The sequence below is a fragment of the Kitasatospora sp. NPDC059146 genome (assembly GCF_042786665.1).
Lineage (GTDB): Bacteria > Actinomycetota > Actinomycetes > Streptomycetales > Streptomycetaceae > Kitasatospora.
Genome location: NZ_JBHZCY010000006.1, coordinates 61,832 through 88,067, shown reverse-complemented (window position 1 = coordinate 88,067; position 26,236 = coordinate 61,832). Strand labels below are relative to the sequence as shown.

The window sequence follows — 26,236 nt, the reverse complement described above, 5'->3', positions numbered from 1 at the left end:
CTGTGAGCTTGGACTACGCATGACCACCCGGGCGCCGCGCGGGTGGACCGCGAGAGGAGAATCCATGTCGCTCGACGTCTCACCGGCCCTGCTGGAAAAGGCCGAGCGGGGCGAGGTCGACGAGCGGGAATTCGTCGACTGCGTCCGCGTCTCGCTGCCGTACGCCTGGGACCTGATCAGCTCGCTGGTCGCCCAGGCGAAGGTCGACGGTACCGACTTCGCCGACAACCAGGTGCCGCCGCCCAGCGAGCAGGCCCGCGGCCAGCTGCTGCGCGCCCTGGCCAGCGATGCCATCCGGGGCGCCCTGCAGCGCCACTTCGGTGTCCGGCTGGCCTTCCAGAACTGTCACCGGGTGGCGGTGTTCGTGCCGTCGGAGGCCAACGAGGCGCGGTACGACCGCTTCACCTCCGTCCGGGAGCAGCTGCTCAACCAGTCCGAGGAGCTGCGGGACTGCTGATCCGGCCGGAGCCGGCCGCCCCCGTCCCCCGGTGCGGGGGGAGGGGCGGCGGTCCGGGCCGGCGGTCAGCCCAGCTGCGGCAGCACCTCGGAGCCGAGCCGGGCGATGTTGTGCAGGGTCGCCTCACGGTCGCCGCTGCCCTCCGCGAGCAGGGCGAAGCGGCGGATGCCGGTGCGCTCGGCGGTGGCCAGCAGCCGGTCGGCGCACTGCTTCGGGGTGCCCACCGCGTGCAGGTCGCAGAGCAGTTCGGTGTACTGGTGCGGGTCGCGCATCTTGCGTTCGCGGCCGTCCACGGTGCGGTGGGCGCCGAGCCCGTACTCGAACCAGCCGGGCATCGCGTTCAGCAGGGTGGCCCGGGCGGCCGAGGTGCGGTCGTCCACCTGGGCCACGCCCGCCGCGACGTGCTGGCGGGTCACCCGGCGGAGCTGCTCCTCGCCGCGCCCGGCGGCCAGCCAGGCGGTGCGGTAGAGCTCCAGCATCCGCACCTTGTCCTCGTCGCCGGAGTGCATGCCGAGCAGCATCGGCAGGCCGCGCTCGGCGGCCAGCCGCACCCCGCCCGGGGAGGTGCAGGCGACCACCACCGGCGGGCCGGCCACCGGCCGTCCGGTGCGGTCGCGTTCCTCGGCGAGGCCGTCGGCGTCCTGGCGCTGGCGGGGGAAGCGCACCGGGCCGGTCGGCTCGTCCAGGCCGAGCCAGCTGCCCAGGCCCGGCCGGCGCACCGGCTCGGTGGCCCGCGGCACCACCGCGACCTCGGGGAAGGAGAACTGCGGTCCGTCCGCGCCGACCCGGGAGCCGCGCAGCCAGCGCAGCAGCAGGTCCAGCCGCTCCGGGAAGCCGTTCTCGAAGGCGTCCACGCCGCTGCCGAACACGTCCAGGTCGATCCACGGCCCGCCGCGGCCCACCCCGAGCGTGAAGCGCCCGCCGGAGATGAGGTGCAGCAGCGCGGCCTGCTCGCCGAGCGCCACCGGGTGGCTGGTGGAGAGCACGCTGACGGCGGTGCCGATGCCGATCCGGCGGGTGCGGCCGAGCAGCAGCGCGGCGAGGGTGGCGGCGTCCGGGCAGACCCCGTACGGGACGAAGTGGTGCTCGGCCAGCCAGACGCTGTCCAGGCCCGCGCGTTCCGCCTCGACGGTGGCCCGGACGGTGCGCTCCAGCACCTCGCCGTGGCTCTGCCCGGGGAACTGCGCGGACAACAGGAACGCGCCGACCCGTACCGGGGCGGTGTCGGGCGGCAGTGCGCCGGCGCGCTGGGCGGCGGTCAGCGGTTCGCCGGTGACGGCCAGCGGCGGTACGCAGGTGAGCGCCGGGCCCGGGGCGGGTGGGCGCACGCCGACGGGTCGGCGGGTCTCGGCGCGCGGGCTGGTCTTGGTCATCCTGGGGGCCTCCTCGGGTGCACGCAGGGTCTGCGGGCCCCGCCTGTCCACTCGTGGGTATCCGATGTCATGTGCCAATGGCACGCGGAACCCCGAATTTCCCCGATGATCGGGTGGATCTCGGCAAAAACCCCGGACGGGTCGGCCGAAGCCGTGATAGGGGCCAATAAAAGGGTTTGACACCCGTAGGCTGGAGCGACTTCGAGCCCCCGGAAGAGAGGCAGTCCGCCGTGCCCCGCCGCAACCGGATCAACAGCGCCGCCGACCGCGAGAACGCCGAACCGGCCGCCGCCCCGCTGGGCGGATCGTTGCGCCGCACCGAGAACTACCAGGGTGACGACTGGGTGGTGCAGACGGTCGCCGGGACGTCGGGACGGTTCTACCGCTGCCCGGGCTGCGACCAGGAGATCCCGCCCGGGGTGGGCCACGTGGTGGCCTGGCCGATGCACGGCGCCGGGGTGGACGACCGGCGGCACTGGCACCGGGCGTGCTGGGGAGCGCGGGAGCGCCGGGCCTCCAACGTGCTGCGGGGCCGCGGCGCTCCGCGCCACTGAGTCCGCCGGGCCGTCACGCGTCCCGGTTCTTGAGCACCAGCGCGCCGCCGACCAGCGCGGCCGCGGTCCAGGCCAGGCAGATCGTGAAGCCCGCCCACGGCCCGTACGGCTGGCCGTTCTGCTCGTACACCAGCAGCATCCGCGAGCCGGCGTAGTCGGGGAAGTAGTGGGCCAGGGTCTTGACCTTCGGCACCGCCGAGAGGATCGGCGAGAGCAGGAAGAAGAACGGCACCAGCACGCCCAGGGCGAGCGTCTGGTTGTGCAGCATGGCGGTGACGCCGGCCGAGAACAGGCAGAGCATCGTCAGGTAGAGCGCGGCGCCGAGCACCGCGCGCAGCACGTTCGGCTCGCCCAGGGCGGTGGAGTGCGGGCCGAGCAGCGCCTGGCCGACGAAGAAGGTGACGAAGGCGGTCACCAGCGAGACCGCCAGGGCCAGCCCGCCCAGCACCGTCGCCTTCCCGGCCAGCAGGGTGCCGCGCTGGGGGACGGCGGCCAGGGTGACCCGGATCATGCCGCTGCTGTACTCGTTGCCGATCGCCAGCACCCCGAAGACGATGATGGCCAGCTCGCCGAGCATGATGCCGGAGAAGGCCGTGCCGGTGGCGTCGAACGGGGTCTCCTCGTGGCGTCTGAACTCGGTGAAGTTGTTGTTGGTGAGCAGGGACAGCAGCGCGCCGATGCCGACGGTGACCACGAAGGCCAGCGCGAGGGTCCAGACGGTGGAGCGGACGCTGCGGATCTTCGTCCACTCGGAGCGCAGGATCGCCGGGAAGGACGTCATCTCAGTTCTCCTCCTGCTGCGCCGCCGCGGTCGGCGCCGCGCCGTCCGTCTGCCAGCCCGCGCCCCAGGTGCCGGGCGCGCCGGCGGCGTCCCGGCCGGGGCCGTCGCCCGCGTGGTACTCCACCGAGTCCGCCGTCATCTGCATGAACGCCTCCTCCAACGAGGCCTGCTGGGGGCTGAGTTCGTGCAGCACCACGCCGTGCGCGGAGACCAGTTCGCCGAGCCGGGCGATGTCGCCGTCGACCACCTCGTAGGAGCCGTCGGGGCCCGGTTCGTGCCGCAGTCCGGCCCCGGCCAGGACGTCGAGCAGGCGTTCGGGCTGCGGGGTGCGCAGCCGGACGGCGGAGCGGGAGTTGCGCCGGATGAACTCCGGCATCGGCAGGTCGGCGAGCAGCCGGCCCCTGCCGATGACCACCAGGTGGTCGGCGGTGACGGCCATCTCGCTCATCAGGTGGGAGGAGACGAAGACGGTCCGGCCCTCGCCGGCCAGGCGCTTCATCAGGTTGCGGATCCAGAGGATGCCCTCCGGGTCGAGGCCGTTGACCGGCTCGTCGAACATGACGATCTCCGGGTCGCCGAGCAGGGCGGAGGCGATGCCCAGGCGCTGGCCCATGCCGAGGGAGAAGCCGCGGGCGCGTTTGCGGGCGACCGGGGTGAGGCCGACCAGGGCGAGCACCTCGTCCACCCGGCCGGCCGGGATCCGGTTGCTCTGGGCGAGCCAGAGCAGGTGGTCGCGGGCGGTGCGGCCGGGGTGGACGGCCTTGGCCTCCAGCAGGGCGCCGATGTACTTGAGCGGCTCGCTGAGTTGCCCGTAGCGCTTGCCGTCGAGGGTGACCCGGCCGCTGGTGGGGCGGTCCAGGTCGAGGATCATGCGCATGGTGGTGGACTTGCCCGCGCCGTTGGGGCCGAGGAAGCCGGTGACCACTCCCTGCGGGACCGAGAAGCTGAGCCGGTCCACCGCGAGCGTCTTGCCGTAACGTTTCGTCAGGTCGTGCAACTCGATCATTGGCGCTCCCTTGCTCTCTGGCAGGCTAGGACAAAGCGGATATCGCGGCCCGCTGAGTGGGCCCGTCGGGCGTGCCGCAATACGGTGGCTGCATGAGTCAGCTCCCCTCCGCAGTGTCCGTCCGCGAGAGCGGTACCGGAACACCCCTCGTGCTGCTGCACGCCTTTCCGTTGAACGCCTCGATGTGGTCAGCCCAGCTGGACGCGCTGCCCGGACTGACCGGGGACGAGGCCCGGGTGCTCGCCCCCGACCAGCGGGGTTTCGGCGGGACCGAGCTGGGCGCCGACGAACCCTCGCTGGACCTCGTCGCCGACGACCTGGCGCTGCTCCTGGACGCGGCCGGGATCGACCGCGCGGTGGTCGGCGGGCTCTCCATGGGCGGCTACGTGGCGCTCGCCTTCGCCCGCCGCCACCCGGACCGGCTGTCCGGCCTGCTGCTGGCCAACACCCGCGCCACCGCGGACCGGGACGCCACCCGGGCCGACCGGGAGCGGATCGCCGCCGCCGTGACCGCCCGGGGCAGCGTCCAGCTGCTGCTGGACGAGCGGGTCGCGGCCGGGCAGCTCGGGCCCGACTCCCAGCACCTGGTGGAGCGGGTGCAGGCGATGGTGGCCGCCGCGCCGCCCGCCTCCGTCGCCTGGGCCCAGCGGGCCATGGCGGCCCGTCCTGACTCCCTGGAGGTGCTGGCCGGGCTCCGGGTGCCGGTGACGTTCCTCGCGGGCGCCCTGGACGCCCTGGTGGCGCCCGAGGAGGCCGAACTGATGCACCGGGCCCGCCCGGACGCCGAGCTGACCGTCGTCCCCGGGGTGGGCCACCTGAGCGCCCTGGAGTCCCCGGGCGCGTTCGACGCGGCCGCGCGCCGGCTGCTCGCCCGGGCGGCCGCCGGATGAGCCCGGACGAGCAGGGCTGGGACTTCTCCGCGCTGGAGGTCACCGGCCGGATGCCGGTGACCAACCGCGGCGAGGGGCTGGTGGAGCTGACCCTGGAGCCGCTGGGCGAGGACTACTGGTTGCGCCCCGGCGAGACCTTCATCGTCACCTCGTACGGCGACTACGGGTCCGGGCACCCCTTCGAGGTGCAGTACTGGCCCGACTCGGTGTCGGTCTGGTGCACCTCCTGGTACGGCACCGTGTCGGACGACGAGGGCAACCAGCTCAGCAGCGGGTACCAGCGGCCGGACGGGGCCTACCCCCGGTAAATGCCCCCGAGGTGGTGACAGCCGCACGCGCGACAGGCCCTCACCCGGGCGGGTGAGGGCCTGTCGTACGACCGCGTCGGCGGCTGTGCCGGCGACTGCGTCAGCGGCTGCGTCAGCGCGACTGCTGGGCGGGCACGCCCATGGTGTCGTCGTTCGGCAGCGAGGCGGCGGCCACGGCCGCGCCGGTCAGCGTCGCCAGCATCTCGCGGACGTTGGTCAGCTGGGCGTTGATGCTGTCGCGACGGTTGGTCAGCGCCGCCAGCTCGCGCTCCGATTCGCTGCGGATGCGGTCCGCCTTGGCGTTGGCGTCCGCCACGATGTCCTCGGACTGGCGCTGGGCCGTCTCGACGGTCTGGCGGGCCCGGCGCTCGGCGTCGGTGCGCAGCTTCTCGGCCTCCAGGCGCAGCTGCTCGGCCCGGTGCTCGATCTCGGCCAGGCGCTTCTCGGCCTTGGCCTGACGGGCGGCCAGGTCGCGCTCGGACTGCTCGCGGCGCTTGGCCAGGTTCGTCTCGAACTCCAGCGCGGCCTGGGCGGCCTTGGTGCGGGTCTCCTCGAAGAGGGCGTCCGCCTCCTCACGCTTGTTCTGGGCGTCCTTGTTGGCCTCGGCGCGCAGCTGGGCGGAGTCGCTCTTCGCCTTGTCGACGATCCGCAGCCCCTCGTCCTCCGCCTTGGCCTTGCGGTCCTTGGCGTAGTTCTCGGCCTCGGTGCGGACCTGCTGGGCGGCGGCCTCGGCCAGCTCGCGGTGCTGCTCGGAAGCGCGGTGCGCCTCGTCGCGCAGGTCCTTGGCCTCCTCCTCGGCGAGCCGCAGGATCTTCTCGACCCGGGCGCCGAGACCGGCGTAGGAGGGCTCCTGCTCGGCGACCGCCGCCTGGGCGGTCTGGGTTTCGAGGTGGAGCTCCTCGATGCGCTTCTCCAGTGCACTGATCCGGGTCAAGGCACTGTCACGGTCGGCCACCAGCTTGGTGATCCGCTCGTCGACCTGGGCGCGCTCGTACCCACGGCGTACCAGGTCGAAGCCGTGAGGGGAGTGACTGTCGCTCATGGGACTCTGGGCTTCCTGTCGTCAAACCGCTGAGGTGGTTGAGGGAATCCTGACACGGTACCGGAGTGTCGACGGCGAAATGCCGTTGTCTCACGGACAATGACCGTCAATGTCCGCTCAATCGGGTGGTGCGTTCTTGGAACGATTGCCACCCGACCGGGGGGAGCCAACTCCGGCACCGGCCTTGGCGCCCCCGTCCTTCTTGGTGTTGCTTCCCCCGTTGACCTGGGCGACCGGTGTCGGTGCCTCGAACGCCTCCAGCGCCGAGAGCACGTCCTGGACCCTGGAGATCTCGGTGTTGATGTCCTTGCGGCGGCGCACCAGTTCGTCCAGCTCGCGCCGGCCCTCGCCGGTGACCCGCTCGGCCTCGGCCTTCGCCTCGGCGATCAGCCGCTCGGCCTCCGCCTTCGCCAGCTCGATCTGCTCGTCCGCGGTGCGGTCGGCGTCGCGCAGCCGCTTCTCCGCCTCGGCGGCCGCGCCGTCGAGGCGCTCCTCGGCCTCCGTCTCGGCCGCGCGCAGCTTCGCCTCGGACTTCTCGATCAGCGACTCGGCCCGGTCGGTGGAGTTGGCGAGCTTGGTCTCCGCCTCCTTGAGCAGGCCCTCGGCCTTGCGGACGGCGGACAGCCGGACCTTGCTGGCCTCCGCGGAGGCCTCCGAGGTGAGCTCGGACGCCCGGTCCTCGGCGGCCGCGACCAGGGCGGCGGCGCGGTCCTCGGCCGCGGCGACGGTGGCCACCGCCTGCTCCTCGGCCTCGGTCAGCTGCTCCTGGGCGGCCGTCACCAGCGCGTCCACCCGCTCGCCGGCCGACTTCATGGCCGCCGCGTTCTCCTTGCGGGCCCGCTCGTGCAGCGCCTCCACCTCGGCGTCGGTGCGCTCGCGCAGCTCCTCGGCGCGCTCGCGGATCGCGGTGGCGTCCCGGCGGGCCTCGGCGAGCAGCACGTCGGCGTCGGAGCGGCCCTTCTCGACCTCGGCCTGACCGGCCGCCTCGCCGGCCGCGACCAGCCGGTCGGCCTCCTTGCGGGCGGCCGCGACCATCGCGTCCGCCTGCTCCTCGGCGGCGGCCGTGGTGGCCAGCGCGGTGGTCTGGGCGTCCTCGCCGAGCGACTCGGCGTCGGCGAAGGCCTTCTCCAGCACGGACTTGGCGCGGTCCCGGGTGGCCTTGTCGAACTGCTCGGCGGCCTCCCGGGTCTGCGCGTCGTAGGCGTCGGCGCGGGCGTGGGTGGAGGCGTCGTACTCGTCGGCCAGGGTGCGGGTGGCGAGCGCGTACTCCTCGGCCTCGGCGCGCAGCCCGGCGGCCAGCTCCTCGGCGTCGGCGATCGCCCGCCGGCCCTGGGCGTCGGCCTCGGCGACCGTACGGACGGCCTGCGCCTCGGAGTCGGCGCGCAGCTGCTCGGCGGCCTCCTGGGCGGCCCGCAGTTCGGCGTCGGCCTCGGCGCGCAGCTGCTCGTCGTAGGCCTGGGCCTCGGCCCGCTGCCGGCCGAGCTCCGCCTCGGCGGCCTCGCGCTCGGCGGTGAGCTCCAGCTCGGTCCGCTCGCGCAGGGCGGTGGTCTCGGCCTCGGTCCGGGCGCGCAGCTCGGCCGTTTCGAGGTCGGCGAGCTCGCGCTGCTCGGCGGTCTCGCGGTCGGCGAGCTCGCGCACCTCGGCGGCGTACCGGTCGGCGGCCTCGCGCTGCTCGGCGGTCTCGCGGTCGGCGAGCTCGCGCACCTCGGCGGCGTCCTGCTCGGCCCGCTCGCGGGTGTCCGCGGCGTCCTGCTCGGCGGTGGCCCGCAGCGCGGCGATCTGCTCGGCGGCGGCCTCGTGCAGGCCGGCCACCGACTGGCGGACCTCGGCGGCCTCGTCCTCGGCGGTGGAGACCAGCTCGGCGCCCTCGGCCCGGGCGGCGGCCACCACGTCCTGGCCGTCGGCGCGCGCCTGCTCCAGCTCGGCGGCGGCCTCGGCGCGGATGGCGTCGGCGGTGGCGCGGGCCTCGGACAGCTCCCGGCCGGCCTCGGCCCGGACGGTCTCGGCCTGCTCGTCGGCCAGCGCCAGTTCGGCGGCGGCCTTCTCGCGGGTGGCCTTGGCGTCCTGGGCGGCCTCGGCCCGGCGCTGCTCGGCGGCGGCGCCGGCCTGCTCCAGCAGCTCGTCGGCCTCGGTGCGGTGGTCGGCGGCGTACTGCTCGGCCTCGGTGCGCAGGTCGGTGGCGTGCTGTTCGGCTTCGGTGCGGACGCGGTCGGCGTAGGCCTCGGCACTCTCGCGCTGCTGGGTGGTCTCCTGCTGGGCGAGGGCGCGCAGCTCGGCCGCGGCCCGCTCGGCCTCGGCACGGTGCTCGGCGGCGTACTGCTCCGCCTCCTCGCGCTGCTCGGCCGTCTCGTGGTCGGCGCTCTCGCGCTGCTCGGCGGCGTACCGGTCGGCGGCCGCGCGGACCTCGGTGCTCTCCCGGGCGGTGCGCTCGGTCAGCTCGGCGGCGCCCTGCTCGGCCTGCTCGCGGGCGGTGCGGGCACCGGCCAGCTGCTCGGCGGTCTCCTCGCGCTCGCGCTGCAGCCCGGCGGCGGCCTCCTCGTACTCGCGCCGGCTCTCCTCGCGCAGCGCGTTCGCGGTGGCCTCGGCCTCGGCCCTCGTGCGGGCGGCCTCGGTGTCGGCCTCGGTGCGCACCCGCTCGGCGTCGGCGACCGCGGCGTCCCGGACGGCGTTCGCCTCGGCCTGGGACTCGGCGGCCAGGGCCTCTGCGGCGGCGGTCGCCGCGGCGCGCACCTGCTGGTCGAACTCGGTTGCGCCGCGCCGGAGTTCGGCGGTCTCCCGCTCGGTGGCGGCGCGGTTCTCGGCGGCCGCGGCCTTGGCGGCGGTCACCGCGTCCTGGCCCTGCTGCTCGGCGGCCGAGGTGATCTTCTCGGCCTCGGTCCGGGCCCGGGCCAGGGTCTGCTCGGCCCGGCCCTGGGTCTCGGCGGCCTGCTCCTGGGCCTGGGTGCGCAGCCGCTCGATCTCCCCGGCGGCACCGGCGCGCAGCTCGTCCGCGTCGGCCTTGGCCTTGGTGAGCAGCTCCTCGGCGTTCTTCGCCGACTCCTCGATCTGCAGCACGGCCTGGCGGCGGGCCTCGCTGCGGGCCCGGTCGGCCTCGGCGGCGGCCTGGGCGCGCAGCTCCTCGGCCTCGGCGCGCAGCCGGGCGGCCTCGTCCTGCATCTGCTCGATCCGCTCGCGGATCGCGGCGGCGTCGTCCAGGGCGGCGTTCTGGGCCTGCTCGACGGCGGCCTGGGCCTGCTCGCGCAGCCGCTGGGCCTCGGCGTGCGCCTCGGCGCGGATCCGCTCGGCCTCGGCGGAGGCCTCGCCGCGGGCGGTCTCGGCGTCCTGGTTGGCCCGGCCGAGCACCTCCTCGGCGGTCTTGGCGGCCTTGGCGAGGTGCACGGTGGCGTCCTTGGCGCCGGCCGCGCGGCCGGCCTCCTCGGCCTCGCCGCGCAGCCGCTGGGCGTCGGCCTCGGCCTGGGCCCGCAGCTCCGCCACGTCCCGGTCGGCCTGGGCGCGCAGCTCGGCGATCGCCGCCTCGGCCTCGGCCTTCAACTGGGCGGCGACCGACTCGGCGGTGGCCCGCAGCCGCTCGCTCTCCTCGGCGGCGGCGGCCTTGGCGGCGTCCGCCTCGGCCTGCCGGGTGGCGGCGTTGCTGCGGATCGCCTCGGCCTCGGCCCGGATGGCCTCGGACTCCTTGGTGGCGTTGGCGACCAGCCGGGCGATCTCGGCCCGGGCGGTCTGCGAGCGCTGCTCGGTGGCGGCCTCACCGTCGGCGACCTTGCGCTCGGCGGCGGCCTCGGCGTCGGCCTGCAACTGCTCGGCGGCCTGCTCGGCCTGGACCCGCAGCTCGGTGGCCTCCCGGCGGGCGCGCTCGGCCTCGGCGATCGCCGCGTCGCGCAGCCGCTCTATCTCGGCCTTCGCGGCGCCCAGCTGCTGCTCGGCGCGGGCCTGCTCGGCGGCGGCCTGCTCCTTGAGCCGGCTGATCTCGGTGTGGGCGACGGCCAGCTGCTGCTCGGCGGCGGCGTGGGCGGCGGCCAGCTCCTGCTGGGCCTGGCCGCGGGCCGCGTCCACATCGGCGGCGGCCTGGGCACCGGCCTGCTGGGCGTGCTCGGAGGCGGCGCGCAGCAGTCGCTCGGCGTCGTTCTGGGCCTTCTGGAGGGCGGCCTCGGCGGCGGCCTGGGCCTCGCCGCGGGCGGCGTCCACGTCGGCGGCGGTCTGGGCGCGGGCGTGGTCGGAGAGGGCGGCGGCCTCGGCGCGGGCCGCGGCGACCATCCGCTCGGCCTCGGCGCGGGCGTCCTGGAGGAGGCGCTGGGCCTCCTGCTCGGAGCCGGACCGGGTCTGCTCGGCCCAGCCGTTGACGTGCTGCTCGGCGGAGCGGCGCAGCTCGGTGAGCTCGTCCTCCAGCTGGCGGCGGCGTGCGGCGAGCTCGGCCTCCAGCCGGGCGGTGCGCTCGGCGGTCTCGGCCATGATCCGCTGGGTGGCGGCCTGGGAGTCGCGCAGCTGGCGCTCGGCGTCGGCGCGCATCTGCTGGGCCTGCATCTCGGCGGTCCGCAGCATCTGCTCGGCCTGGCCGGAGACGGCGTCGAAGGCGCGCGGCTGGGCGAGCATGCGCCGGGATTCGTGCAGCTTGGCCCGGAGCACCTCCACCTGGTAGGCGAGGTCCTCGGCATGCTCGACTGCTTTGTCCCGCTCCTTCCGAGTCCGACCCATCTCGGCCTCGAACTGGGAGAGGTGATCGTCAACCTCGTAGCGGTCGTTGCCCCGCACTCCGCGGTCCCATCCATCTCCTGGTCGCGTCCTCGACCGGGCCGGTCCCGGCCACCCGTGTCCGGGGTCCTGGTCCGACTGGTCCTTGCATCCGCGCCCACCGGACGACCCGCTGCCAAGCCGGAGCCGTCCGCCGCGGTCGTCGGAGTCCTGGTCGCGGGAGCGCGGACGTGCCGCGTTCCCCCGTCCGGGTGGACTCCTGGGCGAACTCTTGCCTGTGGAGAATGGTGACAGATCCGTCTTGCGACTGTTCAGCCGTGCCCGCGTACTGGACTCCCCTGCGACGGGCCGGCCACCGGAGGGCGGACAGGCCTGTCATCGGCCGTGCCCGTCGCCTCCGTCCCCCGGAGTCTTCGCGCACCTGGGCATTGTAGTGGGCGCGCACCGCGGGGGAATGGCCGCGTGGGGGTTTTCCGGCTGCCGGACCACGTTACTGACGGGTCGCTAGTGCCGAATTCCGGTGTGCCGCCCGGTCCCGGGCGGCACCGGGAGCGGTTCCGAGGTCGTTTCAGTGCCCTTCGTGCTCGCCCGGCTGGGCCGAGGTGACCAGCTCGGTCAGCACGCCGCCGCAGTCCTTGGGGTGCAGGAAGGTGATCCGCGAGCCCATCGAGCCGATCCGCGGCTGGTCGTACAGGACCCGGACGCCCTTGTCGCGGATCGCCTCGGCGTCGCCGTCCACGTCGGCGGTGCCGAAGGCGATGTGGTGCACGCCCTCGCCGTTCTTCTCCAGCCACTTGGCGACGGTGGAGTCCGGGCGGGTGGGCTCCAGCAGCTGGAGGTACGAGGCGCCGCCGTCGTCCGTGCCGTTGATCCGGAGCATGGCCTCGCGGACCCCCTGCTCCTCGTTGACCTCGCTGTGGAACACCTCGAAGCCGTAGGTCGCGCGGTAGAACTCGACCGTCTTGTCGAGGTCTCGGCAGGCGATGCCGATGTGGTCGATGCGGGTCAGCACGGCGCCTCCAGGGGGCGGTGGACGGACAGTGGCACCCAGTGCAGCGTACGGCCCCGAGGCGGCGCCAGTGCCGGACGTGCGAGCCTGCTCACACGCCGGGAATCACCCGGACGTTCACCCGGATCGCATTGACACGGTGTTGACTGGACGGTGCCAGTGCGCTCGATCACACCGTCGCTCCGGTGACGGGCGGAAAACGGGTCAGTACCCTGAGCGCATCCTCACCACCTGGCCACGACGTGCGAAGGGGCCCGTCCCATGACCAACACCACCTCTGTGATCGTTGCCGGTGCGCGGACCCCGATGGGCCGCCTGCTCGGTTCCCTCAAGGGCTTCTCCGGTGCCGACCTCGGCGGCTTCGCGATCAAGGGCGCGCTGGAGCGGGCCGGCATCACGGGTGAGCAGGTCCAGTACGTGATCATGGGCCAGGTGCTGCAGGCCGGCGCCGGCCAGATCCCGGCCCGCCAGGCGGCCGTCAAGGCCGGCATCCCGATGAACGTCCCGGCGCTGACCATCAACAAGGTCTGCCTCTCCGGCCTGGACGCCATCGCCCTGGCCGACCAGCTGATCCGGGCCGGCGAGTTCGACATCGTGGTGGCCGGCGGCCAGGAGTCCATGACCAACGCCCCGCACCTGCTGCCGAAGTCCCGCGAGGGCTACAAGTACGGCGCGGTCGAGGTGCTCGACGCGATGGCGTACGACGGTCTGACCGACGCCTACGAGAACATCCCGATGGGCGAGTCCACCGAGAAGCACAACACCCGCCTGGGCATCGCCCGCGACGTGCAGGACGAGATCGCCGCCGCCTCCCACCAGCGGGCCGCCAAGGCGCAGGCCGACGGCGTCTTCGAGGCCGAGATCGTCCCGGTCGCCATCCCGCAGCGCAGGGGCGAGCCGGTGCTGTTCAGCCAGGACGAGGGCATCCGCGCCGACACCACCGTGGAGGGCCTGGCCAAGCTGCGCCCCGCCTTCACCAAGGACGGCACGATCACCGCCGGCACCTCCTCGCAGATCTCCGACGGCGCCGCCGCCGTGGTCGTGATGAGCAAGGCCAAGGCCGAGGAGCTGGGCCTGACCTGGATCGCCGAGATCGGCGCCCACGGCAACGTGGCCGGCCCGGACAACTCGCTCCAGTCGCAGCCGTCCAACGCGATCAGGCACGCGCTGGGCAAGGAGGGCCTGGAGGTCTCCGACCTCGACCTGATCGAGATCAACGAGGCGTTCGCGGCCGTCGCCCACCAGTCGATGAAGGACCTCGGCGTCTCCGCCGACATCGTCAACGTCAACGGCGGCGCGATCGCGCTCGGCCACCCGATCGGTATGTCCGGTGCCCGCGTGGTGCTGACCCTCGCGCTGGAGCTGCAGCGCCGCGGCGGCGGGGTCGGCGCGGCCGCGCTGTGCGGCGGCGGCGGCCAGGGCGACGCGCTGATCGTGCGCGTGCCGAAGGCCTGATCTGTTCCGACCTCCGGGGCTGCGGACCGCCACAAGTGGTCCGCGGCCCCTTCGGCATCTGCCGTCGTTCGCCGCCGTACGCCGCCGCCACCCGCCGGCATCCGCGCAAGGAGCTCCTGATGATCGATGTCGCCACGCTGGTCGAGCAGGCCCGGGAGGGCCGGCCGCGGGCGGTCGCCCGGCTGATCACGCTGGTCGAGAACGCCGCCCCGCAGCTGCGGGAGGCGATGGCCGCGCTCGCGCCGTACACCGGGCAGGCGTACACGGTGGGCCTGACCGGCTCGCCCGGGGTGGGCAAGTCCACCTCCACCTCGGCGCTGGTCTCCGCCTACCGGCGGCTCGGCAAGCGGGTCGGGGTGCTCGCCGTCGACCCGTCCTCGCCGTTCTCCGGCGGGGCGCTGCTGGGCGACCGGGTCCGGATGCAGGACCACGCGACCGACCCCGAGGTGTTCATCCGCTCGATGGCCACCCGCGGGCACCTGGGCGGGCTGTCCTGGGCGGCGCCGCAGGCGCTGCGGGTGCTGGACGCGGCGGGCTGCGAGGTGATCCTGGTGGAGACCGTCGGCGTGGGCCAGTCCGAGGTCGAGGTCGCCGCCCAGGCGGACACCGCCGTGGTGCTGCTGGCCCCCGGGATGGGCGACGGCATCCAGGCCGCCAAGGCGGGCATCCTGGAGATCGGCGACGTCTTCGTGGTCAACAAGGCCGACCGGGACGGCGCCGACGCCACCGCCCGGGAGCTCAACCACATGCTGGGCCTCGGCGAGGCCCGCGAGGCGGGGGACTGGCGCCCGCCGAGCGTGAAGACCGTCGCGGCCCGCGGCGAGGGCGTGGACGAGGTGGTCGAGGCCCTGGAGAAGCACCGCGCCTGGCTGGAGGAGACCGGTGAGCTGGCGGCGCGCCGCCGCCGTCGGGCCGCCCAGGAGATCGAGGCGATCGCGCTGGCCGAGCTGCGCGCCCGGATCGGCGACCTCTCCGGCGACCGCCACCTGGTCGGCCTGGCCGAGCGGGTGGTCAACGGCGAGCTGGACCCGTACGGCGCGGCCGACGAACTGGTCGCGGGCCTGACCACGGGCTGAGCGTCGCGCGCGGGGCCCCGGACCGGGTGCGGTCCGGGGCCCCGCCGCTGTCCGCGGTGCGGCCAGGAGCGGCTACGAGCGGCCGCGCAGGCCGCGGAGGTGGTCGGCGACCGGGGCCAGGGCCTCGTAGAGGGCGTCGAGCTGCTCCGGGGTGAAGCGGTCGATGAAGTGGGCCCGGACGCTGCGCACGTGGTCGGGGGCGACCCGCTGCATGGTCTCCCAGCCCTGCTCGGTGAGGTGGGCGAAGAGGCCGCGGCGGTCACCGGGGCACTCCTGGCGCAGCACCAGTCCGGCGTTCTCCATCCGGGTGATCTGGTGGGAGAGCCGGCTCTTGGACTGGAGGGTGGCGGTGGCGAGGTCCGTCATCCGCATCCGGTGGTCCGGGGCCTCGGAGAGCACGACCAGGATCTCGTAGTCGTTGATCGCCAGGCTGTGGGGCTGGAGTTCGCGGCTGAGCTGGTAGTCCAGCAGCTTGGCGACCTCCAGATGGGCGCGCCACATCCGCTGCTCCCTGGCGGTCAGCCAGGGAGTCTCCTCCTCGGGCTGCGACGGAGGAGTGTCCGCAGTGTCGGTCGCGTGCGTATCCATGGGGTCCAGCATAGCCGATTTAGTTCAATCTTGTACGAGTTTACAGGCCGAAACGCCGCCCGAGTTCGCCCAGGTTACCGAGGCCGGGGGTGTTGGGGTGGTCGCCGGCGTGGCCCGGCTGGTTCGGCACCCCGCCGACCGGGACCCCGGCCTCGGCGTCCACCCGGCCGACCGACCGCTCGGCCAGCAGCGTCTCGCTGGACTGCACCAGCACCTGCCCGGCCCCGATGAACTCGAACTGGTGCTCCTCGCCGGAGGCGCCGCCGATGCCGGTCAGCCGGCGCAGGCCGCCGACCACCCCGTGCAGGTAGTCGTGGTCGTAGTGGTGGCAGGGTGCCGGGCAGTCCGCCCAGCCCACCAGCGCCTGCGGGTCCACCCGGACCGGCGGCTCCACGAAGTGCACCGGCCCGTTGGAGGCGGCGACGAAGCGGCCGGTGCCGATCAGGGTCAGGAAGCCCGGGATGATCGACTGCTTGAGCCGCAGTGTCGGGTCGAAGGCGAGCAGGTTGCCGGAGCGGACGGTCAGGTTGCCGTCGTCCAGGTCGTAGGAGTTGAGGTCGAAGGCCCGGTCGGCCAGCAGCAGCCGGCCGGAGCCCTGGGCGACCACCCAGTCCGAGGCGTGCAGCGGCGAGTTGAAGTGCTGGCCGAGCACCCGGTCGACCATCCCGGCGCCGACGCCGCGGAAGGAGATGTCGCCGTAGTAGGCGACCATCTTGCCCTTCTGCAGGAAGTAGGAGCCGTTCAGCTCGACCGCGAAGGCGTACGGGTTGACGTTGTCGTTGGACGGCAGGGTGTGCGCGTCGTACACCACCGGGCCGGAGCCGCCGTGGGCGGTCGGCAGCGGGGCCTGCACGCCGCCGAACTGCTCCTGGGCGTAGGACTGCTGGGGCTGCTGCGGCTGGGCCTGCGGCTGGTAGGGCGGGGGCGGGGGCGGCGGGTACCCGGCGGCGCGGCCGTAGTCCGGCGGCACCGTGAAACCCGGCTGGGTCGGCTGGTCGTGCGGGGAGCCTCCCCCGTACGGCGGCTGCGGAGGCTGCGGCGGGTGGGACATCAGAGCTTCTCCTCGCTCGCCTGGACGTACGCCGTGCCCTGCCCGGACAGCTCCAGCTGGAACGCCTCGCCCGAGCCGCGGCCGATCATCTCGCGCCAGCCGATCGCCGTGGACAGCTTGTTGCGCACCTCGCCGCGGTGCGCCACGTACGCCTGGGGGTCGACGTGCACCGACTGGCCGGGGGTGATCGGCAGTTCGAAGACGCCGCCGTGGGCCATCACCGCGACCGAGCCGTGGCCCTCCAGCCGGGTGGTGAACAGGCCCTGCCCGCTGACCTGGCCGCGGACCATGCCCATCACCCCGCCCTGCGAGCCGAGGAAGACGGTGGACTGGCGCAGGGTGCCCTCGAAGGCGAGCAGCCGGTCCGCCTCGACGAACAGGGTGTCGCCGACCAGGTCGATCACGTGCACGTGGTGGCCGCCGTGGCCGAACATCACCCGGCCGTGGCCCTCGACCGTCATCAGCGGGGTGTCCTCGTTGGCGACCCGCCGGCCGATCATCGACATCACCCCGCCCTGGCCGCCGGTGATGTTCGGGGTGAAGCGGACGTCCCCGGTGTACCCGAGCATCGCCCCGCGCTGGCTGAACAGCCGCTGGCCGGGCACCACCTGGGCCTCGACCATCTTGCCGTTGATCCGGGTGAAGCCCATCAGACGTCACCCCCGAGGGTGACCTTCTCCGAGGGCTGGACGTACACCAGGCCCTCGCCGGTGAACTCGACCTGCACGGCCTCGCCGCCCCCCTCGCCGATCACCGTGGTCCAGCCCGCGCCCGACTTCACGCTGCGGTGCAGGTTGCCGGTGTGCGCGACGTACGCGCCCGGGTCGACCCGCAGCGGCATGTCCTTGCCGACCCGCAGGATGACGGCCGGCCCGTTGGAGGTGACGGCCGCCCAGCCGTGCCCCTCCACCTTGGTGGTGAAGAGGCCGTTGCCCGAGGAGACGCCGTTCAGCCCGGTGAAGCTGGTGCCGGTGTGCAGCCCGGCCTCGGTGCAGAGCAGGTTGTCCGCCTCGACGTAGAGCGTCTCGCCGTCGAGGCGGACCAGGTTGATCTCGGTGGCCCGGTCGGCGAAGTAGCAGGTGCCCTGCCCCTTCACCTCCATGACCGTCATCCGCTCGCCGGTGAGCCTGCGGGCGACCATGCCGCGCAGCCCGTCCCCGCCGCCGGTCAGTTTCTTGAAGGTCATCTGGCCGGTGTACGCGACCATCGAGCCGTGCCGGGCCTTGACGGCGTCCCCGCCCAACTCGACGGCGAGGACCCTTGATCCCTGGAGTCTGAACTGTGCCACGGCCGCAATCTAGCCGCCGCGGGGGCGGCCGGGCGAGAGGGCCGGGGCGGACCGGTACGGACTCGGGACAATCGTTCGCGTCAGGAGCGTGCGTGCGCCCCGTGGCCGTGGCCCGGGTGCGGGACGGTCCCGGCGGCCTCCTCGACCTCCAGCAGTGAGGCCGAGTGGCGCTCCGCCTCGAAGGCCACCACACCGCCGCGCAGGCCGAACAGCCGCTTGGAGAGCATGATCCAGAGCACCGCGGCGATGTTCAGCAGCAGGGTGCAGACCTTCACGGCGCTGACGTGCTCGTGCAGCTCGTAGCCCTCCAGCGGGAGGAAGGCGGCGGTGGCGACCACGGTCAGGTACTCGGCCCAGCGCCGGCCCAGCCAGAGGCCGACCGCCTCGACGATCTCGATCAGCGCGTAGGCGATCATCGCGCCCGCGACGACCAGCAGGGTCTTCTTCTGGTAGCCGAAGGTCTTGCGGATGGTCTCGACGATCGGGGCGTGGTCGAGGTCCCAGTGGAAGTGGTCGGTGACCGGCTTGAAGATCGTGAGGTCGTCCTCGAAGATCCGCTGCACGGCCTCCTGGCTGTTGGAGAACTTCCAGACGCCCCAGGCCATCAGGATGATGATCACGCCGCGCAGCACCCGCTCGACGGCCAGGAAGCGCAGGATGAAGAGGTCCCGCAGCGCCTTGCCGCGGGGCACCAGCGGGGCGTCCGCCGCCGGGCCGGAGCCGTGCGGGGCGCCGAGCGCGAAGTCGCCGCAGCGCAGGCAGCGCCAGGCGTCGCCGACGGCGGTGGCGGTGTGCAGCCGGGCGGCCAGCTCGGGCTCGGTCGGCGCGTAGGTGGTGTGGCCGCGCTTGGCGCAGGTCCTGCGGTCCCAGTCACGCTTGAACATGTGGTGCTACCCCCGTGGTGCGATGCCGGTGGCGCCCGGTTCCGTTGGGCGCGCGGGCAGCAGGATAGGGGGTACGGGCGACGCCCTGCTGCGGCCGGCGGGGTTCTGGCGCGCGGCTGTGACATCCGGCACGGTGGCCACCCCCGGCCCGGGGCCCGTACGTGTGCTCGGTGATAATGGCCGGAAGGCTTGTGAGTCGCTTCACAAGCGTGCCCACGCCTCCGACCCCCGTATTGAGGTATCCAACGTGAACAGCAGCGCCGTCCACCGCCTGCGCCTGGTCTCCGCCCCCGAGGCGATCTCCTTCGTCCTGCTGCTGATCTGCTCGGTGCTGAAGCGGACCACGTCCTTCGACGCCGTGCCGGTGATGGGCATGGTCCACGGGGTCCTGTTCGTCCTGTACGTGGTCTTCTGGATCCAGGCCTGGCAGGCGCAGAAGTGGGACGTCAAGCGCGGCGCCCTGCTCTTCGTGCTCTCGGTGCTGCCCTTCGGCGGCTTCTTCGCCGAGCGGATGCTCGGCCGCGAGGAGCGCGGCGAGCTGGAGCCCGCCACCGCCTGATCCCGCTCCGGGTGGACGGCCGACAGGCTGCCACGGCCTCCTCTCCCAAAGGGCCGCGGCAGCCTGTCGCCGTTTCTTACCGGGGATGGCTCGTACGGGGCGCGGTCAGTTGACGTTGACCCCGCTCCAGGCCGCCGCCACCGCCTTGTACTCGGCGCCGTTGGCGCCGTAGAGGTCGGCCGCGGCCTTGAGGCTCGCGGTGCGGGCGGCCTTGTAGTTGGTGGTGGAGGTGAAGTACACGGTCAGCGAGCGGTACCAGATCGCGGCCGCCTTGTCCCGGCCGATGCCGGTGACCTTCGAGCCGTTGGAGGTCGGGCTGTTGTAGTTGTAGCCGTTGATGCTCTTGGCGCCGCTGCCCTCGGAGAGCAGGTAGAAGAAGTGGTTGGCGATGCCGGACGAGTAGTGGACGTCCAGGTTGCCGACGCCGGAGTACCAGGAGTCCGCGGACTTGCCGTCCAGCGAGGGCTTGTCCATGTAGCGCAGCGGCTTGCCGTTGCCGAAGATGTTGATCTTCTCGCCGATCCAGTAGTTCGGCGGGTTCGCCGGCAGGTTGGCGTACCACTCGACCATGGTGCCGAAGATGTCCGAGGTGGCCTCGTTGAGGCCGCCGGACTCGCCGGAGTAGTTGAGGCCCGCGGTGGCGGATGTGACGCCGTGGGTCATCTCGTGGCCGGAGACGTCGATCGCGGTGAGCGGGTTGGTGTTGCCGTTGCCGTTGCCGTCGCCGTAGGTCATGCAGAAGCAGGAGTCGTTCCAGAACGCGTTCACGTAGTTCGAGCCGTAGTGCACCCGGCTGAGGGCGCCCACGCCGTTGTTCTTGATGCCGTTGCGGCCGAAGGTCTTCTTGTAGAAGTCCCAGGTGGCCGAGGCGCCGAACTGGGCGTCCACGGCGGCCGACTGGCGGTTGGAGGTGAGGCCGTTGCCCCAAGTGTTGCTGGTGGCGGTGAACAGCGAGCCGTTGCCCGAGGTGCCGCCCTTGAGGTCGGTGGTCGACTGGTTGCCCCGGGTGGCGTCCTTGAGCGAGTAGGTCGAGCCGCTCTGGGTGGTGGTCAGCGGGACGGTGCCGACGTGGACGCCCTTGCCGCTGCCGGCCGCGGTCTGGACCTCCTCGTGGGTGGAGAGCAGGTCGCCGGTGGCCGCGTCGGTGACCACCTGCTGGCTGCTCGGGGTGCCGTCGGCGCGCTCGCCGCGCACCACCGTGCGGTGGGCCAGCCGCGGGTTGCCGTCGGCGGCCCAGACCACCAGGTCCGTCCGGTCGGTGCCGTCCACCCGGCTGAGCGCGGCCTCGTCGTCGTCGGCGGCCAGGCCGACGGTCGCCCGCACCGCGTCGGTGGCCCGTGCGGCGGCCTGGTCGGCGGACAGGCCGGGGGCCAGGCCGTTCGGCAGGGCGATCCGGCCGTCGAAGGCGCGGTCCACCGAGGCCACCGAGCCGTTCGGGCGCTGGTGGACGACCAGGTCGCCGCCCAGCACCGGCAGGCCGGCGTAGGTGCGCTCGTAGCGGAGGTGGCGGGTGCCGTCGGCGTCCACCACGGCGTCCTTGGCGACCAGCCGCTCCTGGGCGCCCAGGGCGAGCGCGCCGGCGAGCGGGGCGCTCTGGCCGGCGGCGATCGCGAGCGGCGCGGACTGCGACAGGTCGGCGGCCTGGGCGGCGGGGAGGGCGGCGATCTGGACGACGCCGGCCAGCAGTGCGGTGGCGGAGAGCACCGCCGGGAGGGTCAACTTTCGCTTCACGTGGGGCAGTTCCTTCCACGGGACCCGCGCGTGCGTGCGGGTGCGCCGCGTACCGGGGCGCCGGGGGTGGCGCCGTTGGGGCGGTAGGGCGCGAACGTGCTGCTCCCGTGCGGCCGCTGACGGTCCGTCGGTCGGGTGGGGGCGACGGATCGTCGGGCGGGAGCTTGGTCATAAGCATGACAATCCGTGGCAGGAAAGGACAGGGCGCCTCCCGGGATTGGCCAGGAGTCGCCAGAGGCGGTGCGGATGGTTCGGTTGCCGTCCACTGTCCGGAATCGTCGGTTCGTCCCGGCTGGCGGGACTCCGCCAACCGGGACCGCTTGACGCGCCGCGGGGCGCGGCGGGCCGGCGGCGAGGGGGCGCGGCGGGCCGGCGGCGGACATGGACGGACGCCCGGGGCCTGCCCTCCAACGGGGCCCCGGGCGTCCAGCTCACCTTCCGCCGGGCGTCACTTCACGTTGACGGCGGTCCAGGTCGCGGCGACGGCGCTGTACTCGGCGCTGGTGGCGCCGTACAGGTCCGCCGCGGCCTTGAGGGTGCCGGTGCGGGCCGCCGCGTAGTTGGTGGTGGAGGTGAAGTAGGTGGTCAGCGCGCGGTACCAGATCTTCGCCGCCTTGTCCCGGCCGATGCCGGAGAGGCTGGAGCCGTTGTACGTCGGGCTGTTGTAGTTGACGCCGTTGATGGTCTTGGCGCCGCTGCCCTCGGACAGCAGGTAGAAGAAGTGGTTGGCGACGCCCGAGGAGTAGTGGACGTCCTTGTTGCCGACCGTGGAGGACCAGTAGTCCGCCGAGGCGCCGTCCTTGGACGGCTGGTCCATGTAGCGCAGCGGCTTGCCGTCACCGTTGATGTTGATCTGCTCGCCGATGAGGTAGTCCGGCTTGTCGGAGGGCAGGTTGGCGTACCACTCGACCATGGTGCCGAAGATGTCCGAGGTGGCCTCGTTGAGGCCGCCGGACTCACCGGAGTAGTTGAGGCCGGCGGTGGCGGAGGTGACGCCGTGGCTCATCTCGTGGCCGGCCACGTCCAGCGCGGTGAGCGGGTGGGTGTTGCCCGAGCCGTCGCCGTACGTCATGCAGAAGCAGGAGTCGTCCCAGAACGCGTTCACGTAGTTGGAGCCGTAGTGGACCCGGCTGGCGGCGCCGACGCCGTTGTTCTTGATGCCGTTGCGGCCGAAGGTGTTCTTGTAGAAGTCCCAGGTGACCGCGGCGCCGTACTGGGCGTCCACGGCGGCGGACTCCGCGTTGGAGGCCAGGCCGTTGCCGAAGCTGTTGGTGGTGTTGGCGACCAGGGTGCCGGAGCCGGAGGTCTTGCCCTTGAGGGTGTAGGTCGCCTGGCCGCCGCGGGTGGCGTCCTTGAGCTGGTAGGAGCTGCCGCTCTGGGTGGTGGTCAGCGGGACGGTGCCGACGAAGACGCCCTTGCCGGTGCCGGCGGCGGTCTGCACCTCCTCGTGGGTGGACAGCACCTGGCCGCTCGCCGCGTCGGTGACCAGCAGCTGGCGGCTCGGGGTGCCGTCGGCGCGCTCGCCCTCGACCGTGGTGCGGTACGCCAGGCGCGGGCTGCCGTCGGTGGCCCAGACCACCAGCTCGGCCTTGCCGGTCTGGTGCACCGCCGTCAGCGGCGCCTCGTCCTCGTCGACGGTGATGCCGACGGTGGACTGCACGGCGCCGGTGGCCTGGGCGGCCGCCTTGTCCGCGGGGATCTGCGGGGTGAGGCTGGGCAGCGCGAGCTTGGCGCCGATGGCCTTGTCCACGGCGGTGGTGGTGCCGTCCGCCTTCTGGTGCACGACCAGGTCGCCGCCGAGGACGGGGAGCCCGGCGAGGGTGCGCTCGTAGCGGAGGTGGCGGGTGCCGTCGGCGTCCACCACGACGTCCTTGGCCACCAGTTGCTCCTGGCCGCCGAGGGCCAGGGCGTGGGCGACCTTGCCGGACTGGCCGTTCGCCTGGGCGAGCAGGGCGGCGAGCTGCTGGGAGCTGCCGGCCTGCGGGGCGGGGTCGGCCTGGGCCGCGCCGGCCTGGACGACACCGGTGAGCAGAGCGGTGGCGGAGAGTACGGCGACTGCGGCGAGCTTTCGCTTCACGGACGAGTCCTTCCGGGAAACCGCGTGTGGGCGCGGTCGCGCCGCGTCCCGGGGGGCCGGGTTCGGCACCTTCGGGGCGGGACGGGCGCTGACGTGCGAGGACCCCGAACGGTCGTGCGGCTGCCACCGGTTGGGTGGGGGTGGTGGCGGTCGAACGGGGTTGGCGGAAAGCATGACAATCGAGCAAATCAAATGACAGGTCTTCCTCATGAATTGGCCAAGTCCCGCCAAGGCGAAGGAATGTGAACGGGCGGACAAAGGGGGCGTTCCGCCCCGACTTTCAGCGGGTTCCGGTCCGAACCGAGGCCTGCTAGCGGGGCGTTCGGGCGTTCGATGGTCAACCCCGTTGTGCCGGGCGGCTGTTGCCCGCAGTTCACACCGACGCAATGTCCAGGTATGGACCTGGCCGTCCGATTGGCGGGATCCCGCCACGCGTCGCGCTTGTCCACCATCAGGACGGCTGGTAGCACACGTCCCGTCCGCCGGTACGGTAAGGAGGTGGCCAAGCCCCTCGCACTCGACTTCGACCCGATCGCCCGCGCCGACGAACTGTGGGCCCGCCGCTGGGGCACCGTGCCCTCGATGGCGGCGATCACCTCGATCATGCGCGCCCACCAGATCCTGCTGTCCCGGGTCGACGCGGTGCTCAAGCCGTACGGACTGACCTTCGCCCGGTACGAGGCGCTGGTGCTGCTGACCTTCAGCCGGACCGGCGAGCTCTCGCTCTCCAAGATCGGCGAGCGGCTGATGGTCCACCCGACCAGCGTCACCAACACCGTCGACCGCCTGGAGCGGGCCGGCCTGGTCGCCCGCCGCCCCAACCCGCTGGACGGCCGCGGGGTGCTCGCCGCGATCACCGGGCGCGGCCGCGAGGTGGTCGAGGAGGCCACCCGGGAGCTGATGTCGATGGAGTTCGGGCTGGAGGAGTACGGTCCCGAGCAGTGCCGGCAGGTCTTCGAACTGCTCAAGCCGCTGCGGATCGCGGCGGGCGACTTCGCCGAGCCGGACGAGGGGGCTGCGGAAGGGCGGCCGTGAGGGCGGCTACCCTCGTGGGAGCGGTGCGCGGATCCGGGCGTACCGGCCGAAAAAGCCGAGCGAGGCGAGGAAGAGTATGAAGGCGACCCCCCTGCTGGGCTGGTACCGCGGCCTGGCCATTGCGACCGGTGTGGCACTCCTGGTGTTCTGCGGCTTCATGGTCGCGAAGTACGGGTTCAGCACCGCCGAGGACCTGACCACCTACGTCGCGATGCTGCACGGCTACCTGTACATCGGGTACTTCGTGGTGACCTTCCTGCTCGGGCAGAAGCTCAAGTGGCCGCTCGGCCGCCTGGTGCTGACCCTGGCGGCGGGCTGCATCCCGTTCCTCTCCTTCGTCTTCGAGCGCCGGGTGGCCCGCGAGGCCGCCGAGCAGCTGCCGGCGGGCGGCGCCCGTCAGCCGGCCGGCGTCTGAGCCGCACGCGCCACGAGCACGCGCCACGAGGGCGCCCCTTCCCCGAGCGGGGGAGGGGCGCCCTCGGCGCATCCGGACCCGGCTGCCCGGGCGGACCGGCTGTCCGGCTGCCCGGCGGCCGTTCCCGTCGTTTCCGCGGGCGGGGCTCCATCGACAAGTACTAGGACGTCCGAGTAAATTAGTAGGACGTCCTAATAGCTGTGCCGCCCGGTGCCGTGGCGGCCGTACGGAGCGGAGTTCGGCCCATGGACGCCGAGGAGATCGAGCGCGGACGGCAGCGCTGGCAGCAGCGGTACGACAAGGCCCGCAAGCGCGACGCGGACTTCACCACCCTCTCCGGCGACGAGGTCGAGCCGGTCTACGGCCCGGCGCCCGGGCAGCCCGTCGAGGGCTTCGAGCGGATCGGCTGGCCCGGCGAGTACCCGTTCACCCGTGGCCTGCACCCCACCGGCTACCGCGGCCGCACCTGGACCATCCGGCAGTTCGCCGGCTTCGGCAACGCCCAGCAGACCAACGAGCGCTACCGGATGATCCTGGACGCGGGCGGCGGCGGCCTCTCGGTCGCCTTCGACATGCCCACCCTGATGGGGTACGACTCGGACGACCCCAAGTCGCTCGGCGAGGTCGGCCACTGCGGCGTCGCCATCGACACGGCCGCCGACATGGAGGTGCTGTTCGCCGGCATCCCGCTCGGCGAGGTCACCACCTCGATGACGATCAGCGGCCCGGCCGTCCCGATCTTCTGCATGTACCTGGTCGCCGCCGAGCGCCAGGGCGTGGACCCGGCGGTGCTCAACGGCACCCTGCAGACCGACATCTTCAAGGAGTACATCGCCCAGAAGGAGTGGCTGTTCGCCCCCGAGCCGCACCTGCGCCTGATCGGCGACCTGATGGAGCACTGCGCCCGGGGCATCCCGGCGTACAAGCCGCTCTCCGTCTCGGGCTACCACATCCGCGAGGCCGGGGCGACGGCCGCGCAGGAGCTGGCGTACACCCTCGCGGACGGCTTCGCCTACGTCGAACTGGGCCTGTCCCGCGGCCTGGACGTGGACGTCTTCGCGCCCGGCCTGTCCTTCTTCTTCGACGCCCACCTGGACTTCTTCGAGGAGATCGCCAAGTTCCGCGCCGCGCGCCGGATCTGGGCCCGCTGGATGCGCGACCGCTTCGGCGCGAAGACCGACAAGGCGCAGTGGCTGCGCTTCCACACCCAGACCGCCGGCGTCTCGCTCACCGCGCAGCAGCCGTACAACAACGTGGTGCGCACCGCGGTCGAGGCGCTCTCCGCGGTGCTCGGCGGCACCAACTCGCTGCACACCAACGCGCTGGACGAGACCCTGGCGCTGCCCTCCGAGCAGGCCGCCGAGATCGCGCTGCGCACCCAGCAGGTGCTGATGGAGGAGACCGGCGTCACCAACGTGGCCGACCCGCTGGGCGGTTCCTGGTACGTCGAGGCGCTGACCGACCGGATCGAGCAGCAGGCCGAGGCGATCTTCCGGCGGATCCTGGACAAGGGCCGGGAGGACCACGAGATCGGCCCGATCACCTCCGGCATCCTGCGCGGCATCGAGGAGGGCTGGTTCACCGGCGAGATCGCCGAGGCGGCCTTCCAGTACCAGCAGTCGGTGGAGAAGGGGGACAAGCGCGTGGTCGGCGTCAACTGCCACCCGCGCAGCGTCACCCCCGACCTGGAGATCCTGCGGGTCAGCCACGAGGTCGAGCGCGAGCAGGTGCGGGTGCTGGGCGAGCGCAAGGCGGCCCGGGACGAGGCGGCGGTGCGGGCCGGGCTGGACGCCATGCTGGCGGCGGCCCGCTCGGGCGAGTCGATGATCCCGCCGATGCTGGACGCGGTGCGCGCCGAGGCGACCCTGGGCGAGATCTGCAACGCGCTGCGGCAGGAGTGGGGGACGTACCAGGAGAACGCGGCCTTCTGACCCGCTGAGCACCCGAGCCGCCGTACGGAGGTCCGTACGG

Annotated in this window: 23 protein-coding genes; 10 read left to right on the top strand and 13 right to left on the bottom strand. The window is 73.1% G+C overall.

Translation table 11 applies throughout. The features are described from left to right. The first annotated feature begins 64 nt into the window (after positions 1-64). On the top strand, positions 65-457 hold the full coding sequence (locus ACFXPX_RS04130; protein WP_350504362.1) for an SCO5389 family protein: 393 nt from the start codon (positions 65-67) through the stop codon (positions 455-457). Between the two features lie 65 nt (positions 458-522). Here ACFXPX_RS04130 and ACFXPX_RS04125 read toward each other — a convergent pair whose 3' ends face one another. Continuing rightward, complete coding sequence (locus ACFXPX_RS04125; protein ID WP_380639549.1) at positions 523-1,830, bottom strand: LLM class flavin-dependent oxidoreductase; 1,308 nt, start codon at positions 1,828-1,830, stop codon at positions 523-525. Positions 1,831-2,060: 230 nt separating this feature from the next. On the opposite strand from ACFXPX_RS04125, the gene ACFXPX_RS04120 reads away from it, so the two are divergent. Beyond that, positions 2,061-2,384, top strand: coding sequence for an ATP/GTP-binding protein (locus ACFXPX_RS04120; RefSeq protein WP_375892951.1), 324 nt, complete (start codon positions 2,061-2,063; stop codon positions 2,382-2,384). Between the two features lie 13 nt (positions 2,385-2,397). Here ACFXPX_RS04120 and ACFXPX_RS04115 read toward each other — a convergent pair whose 3' ends face one another. Both ACFXPX_RS04115 and ACFXPX_RS04110 read right to left on the bottom strand, forming a co-directional pair. Continuing rightward, positions 2,398-3,165 carry an ABC transporter permease subunit gene (locus ACFXPX_RS04115; protein ID WP_380521992.1) on the bottom strand — a complete coding sequence of 256 codons (768 nt, stop codon included), beginning with the start codon at positions 3,163-3,165 and terminating at the stop codon, positions 2,398-2,400. 1 nt (position 3,166) lies between these two features. Continuing rightward, complete coding sequence (locus tag ACFXPX_RS04110) at positions 3,167-4,171, bottom strand: ABC transporter ATP-binding protein (RefSeq protein WP_375892948.1); 1,005 nt, start codon at positions 4,169-4,171, stop codon at positions 3,167-3,169. A 92-nt stretch (positions 4,172-4,263) separates the two neighbouring features. Here ACFXPX_RS04110 and ACFXPX_RS04105 point away from each other — a divergent pair, with 92 nt between their 5' ends. Continuing rightward, entirely contained in the window at positions 4,264-5,061 is a 798-nt protein-coding gene (locus tag ACFXPX_RS04105; protein ID WP_375892947.1) for an alpha/beta fold hydrolase, read from the top strand. Next, complete coding sequence (locus tag ACFXPX_RS04100) at positions 5,058-5,369, top strand: hypothetical protein (RefSeq protein ID WP_380521989.1); 312 nt, start codon at positions 5,058-5,060, stop codon at positions 5,367-5,369. The genes ACFXPX_RS04105 and ACFXPX_RS04100 overlap by 4 nt, the downstream gene beginning before the upstream one ends. Positions 5,370-5,481: 112 nt before the next feature. Here the strand turns inward: ACFXPX_RS04100 and ACFXPX_RS04095 are convergent, their stop codons facing one another. The 3 genes from ACFXPX_RS04095 to mce form a co-directional block, all read right to left on the bottom strand. Continuing rightward, positions 5,482-6,411, bottom strand: a complete 930-nt coding sequence (locus ACFXPX_RS04095) for a cellulose-binding protein (RefSeq protein ID WP_188306039.1) — start codon at positions 6,409-6,411, stop codon at positions 5,482-5,484. Between the two features lie 117 nt (positions 6,412-6,528). Beyond that, complete coding sequence (locus ACFXPX_RS04090; protein ID WP_380639547.1) at positions 6,529-11,157, bottom strand: hypothetical protein; 4,629 nt, start codon at positions 11,155-11,157, stop codon at positions 6,529-6,531. A 508-nt stretch (positions 11,158-11,665) separates the two neighbouring features. After that, complete coding sequence (mce, locus tag ACFXPX_RS04085; RefSeq protein ID WP_375892942.1) at positions 11,666-12,109, bottom strand: methylmalonyl-CoA epimerase; 444 nt, start codon at positions 12,107-12,109, stop codon at positions 11,666-11,668. Between the two features lie 258 nt (positions 12,110-12,367). Between mce and ACFXPX_RS04080 the strand changes: the two genes are divergently transcribed. Together ACFXPX_RS04080 and meaB are read left to right on the top strand one after the other, a co-directional pair. After that, positions 12,368-13,561: an acetyl-CoA C-acetyltransferase gene (locus ACFXPX_RS04080; protein ID WP_375892941.1), complete on the top strand. Its 1,194-nt coding sequence runs from the start codon at positions 12,368-12,370 to the stop codon at positions 13,559-13,561. Between the two features lie 119 nt (positions 13,562-13,680). Continuing rightward, positions 13,681-14,637, top strand: a complete 957-nt coding sequence (gene meaB, locus ACFXPX_RS04075) for a methylmalonyl Co-A mutase-associated GTPase MeaB (RefSeq protein WP_380639545.1) — start codon at positions 13,681-13,683, stop codon at positions 14,635-14,637. Between the two features lie 72 nt (positions 14,638-14,709). Here meaB and ACFXPX_RS04070 read toward each other — a convergent pair whose 3' ends face one another. From ACFXPX_RS04070 to ACFXPX_RS04050, 5 genes are all read right to left on the bottom strand, one after another. Then, complete coding sequence (locus tag ACFXPX_RS04070) at positions 14,710-15,225, bottom strand: MarR family winged helix-turn-helix transcriptional regulator (protein WP_380639543.1); 516 nt, start codon at positions 15,223-15,225, stop codon at positions 14,710-14,712. Between the two features lie 40 nt (positions 15,226-15,265). After that, positions 15,266-16,066, bottom strand: coding sequence for an AIM24 family protein (locus ACFXPX_RS04065; RefSeq protein ID WP_375891555.1), 801 nt, complete (start codon positions 16,064-16,066; stop codon positions 15,266-15,268). 209 nt (positions 16,067-16,275) lie between these two features. Next, on the bottom strand, positions 16,276-16,926 hold the full coding sequence (locus tag ACFXPX_RS04060; RefSeq protein WP_380396786.1) for an AIM24 family protein: 651 nt from the start codon (positions 16,924-16,926) through the stop codon (positions 16,276-16,278). Then, positions 16,926-17,564 (bottom strand): AIM24 family protein, encoded by a 639-nt coding sequence (locus tag ACFXPX_RS04055; RefSeq protein WP_375891483.1) that lies wholly within the window; start codon positions 17,562-17,564, stop codon positions 16,926-16,928. The genes ACFXPX_RS04060 and ACFXPX_RS04055 overlap by 1 nt, the downstream gene beginning before the upstream one ends. Positions 17,565-17,644: 80 nt before the next feature. Next, a complete protein-coding gene (locus ACFXPX_RS04050) occupies positions 17,645-18,448 on the bottom strand; it encodes a DUF2127 domain-containing protein (RefSeq protein WP_380639542.1) in 804 nt (267 codons plus the stop codon). Between the two features lie 247 nt (positions 18,449-18,695). On the opposite strand from ACFXPX_RS04050, the gene ACFXPX_RS04045 reads away from it, so the two are divergent. Then, on the top strand, positions 18,696-19,007 hold the full coding sequence (locus ACFXPX_RS04045) for a DUF3817 domain-containing protein (RefSeq protein WP_375891485.1): 312 nt from the start codon (positions 18,696-18,698) through the stop codon (positions 19,005-19,007). Between the two features lie 105 nt (positions 19,008-19,112). Here ACFXPX_RS04045 and ACFXPX_RS04040 read toward each other — a convergent pair whose 3' ends face one another. Beyond that, positions 19,113-20,738 carry a M4 family metallopeptidase gene (locus ACFXPX_RS04040; RefSeq protein WP_380639540.1) on the bottom strand — a complete coding sequence of 542 codons (1,626 nt, stop codon included), beginning with the start codon at positions 20,736-20,738 and terminating at the stop codon, positions 19,113-19,115. Between the two features lie 448 nt (positions 20,739-21,186). Then, positions 21,187-22,815 carry a M4 family metallopeptidase gene (locus tag ACFXPX_RS04035; RefSeq protein ID WP_375891487.1) on the bottom strand — a complete coding sequence of 543 codons (1,629 nt, stop codon included), beginning with the start codon at positions 22,813-22,815 and terminating at the stop codon, positions 21,187-21,189. 498 nt (positions 22,816-23,313) lie between these two features. Here ACFXPX_RS04035 and ACFXPX_RS04030 point away from each other — a divergent pair, with 498 nt between their 5' ends. The 3 genes from ACFXPX_RS04030 (at position 23,314) to ACFXPX_RS04020 (ending at position 26,196) form a co-directional block, all read left to right on the top strand. Beyond that, positions 23,314-23,850, top strand: a complete 537-nt coding sequence (locus tag ACFXPX_RS04030) for a MarR family winged helix-turn-helix transcriptional regulator (RefSeq protein ID WP_375891488.1) — start codon at positions 23,314-23,316, stop codon at positions 23,848-23,850. Between the two features lie 76 nt (positions 23,851-23,926). Continuing rightward, complete coding sequence (locus ACFXPX_RS04025; RefSeq protein WP_375891489.1) at positions 23,927-24,265, top strand: DUF3817 domain-containing protein; 339 nt, start codon at positions 23,927-23,929, stop codon at positions 24,263-24,265. Between the two features lie 245 nt (positions 24,266-24,510). Next, positions 24,511-26,196: a methylmalonyl-CoA mutase gene (locus ACFXPX_RS04020; RefSeq protein WP_375891490.1), complete on the top strand. Its 1,686-nt coding sequence runs from the start codon at positions 24,511-24,513 to the stop codon at positions 26,194-26,196. Positions 26,197-26,236: the final 40 nt, after the last annotated feature.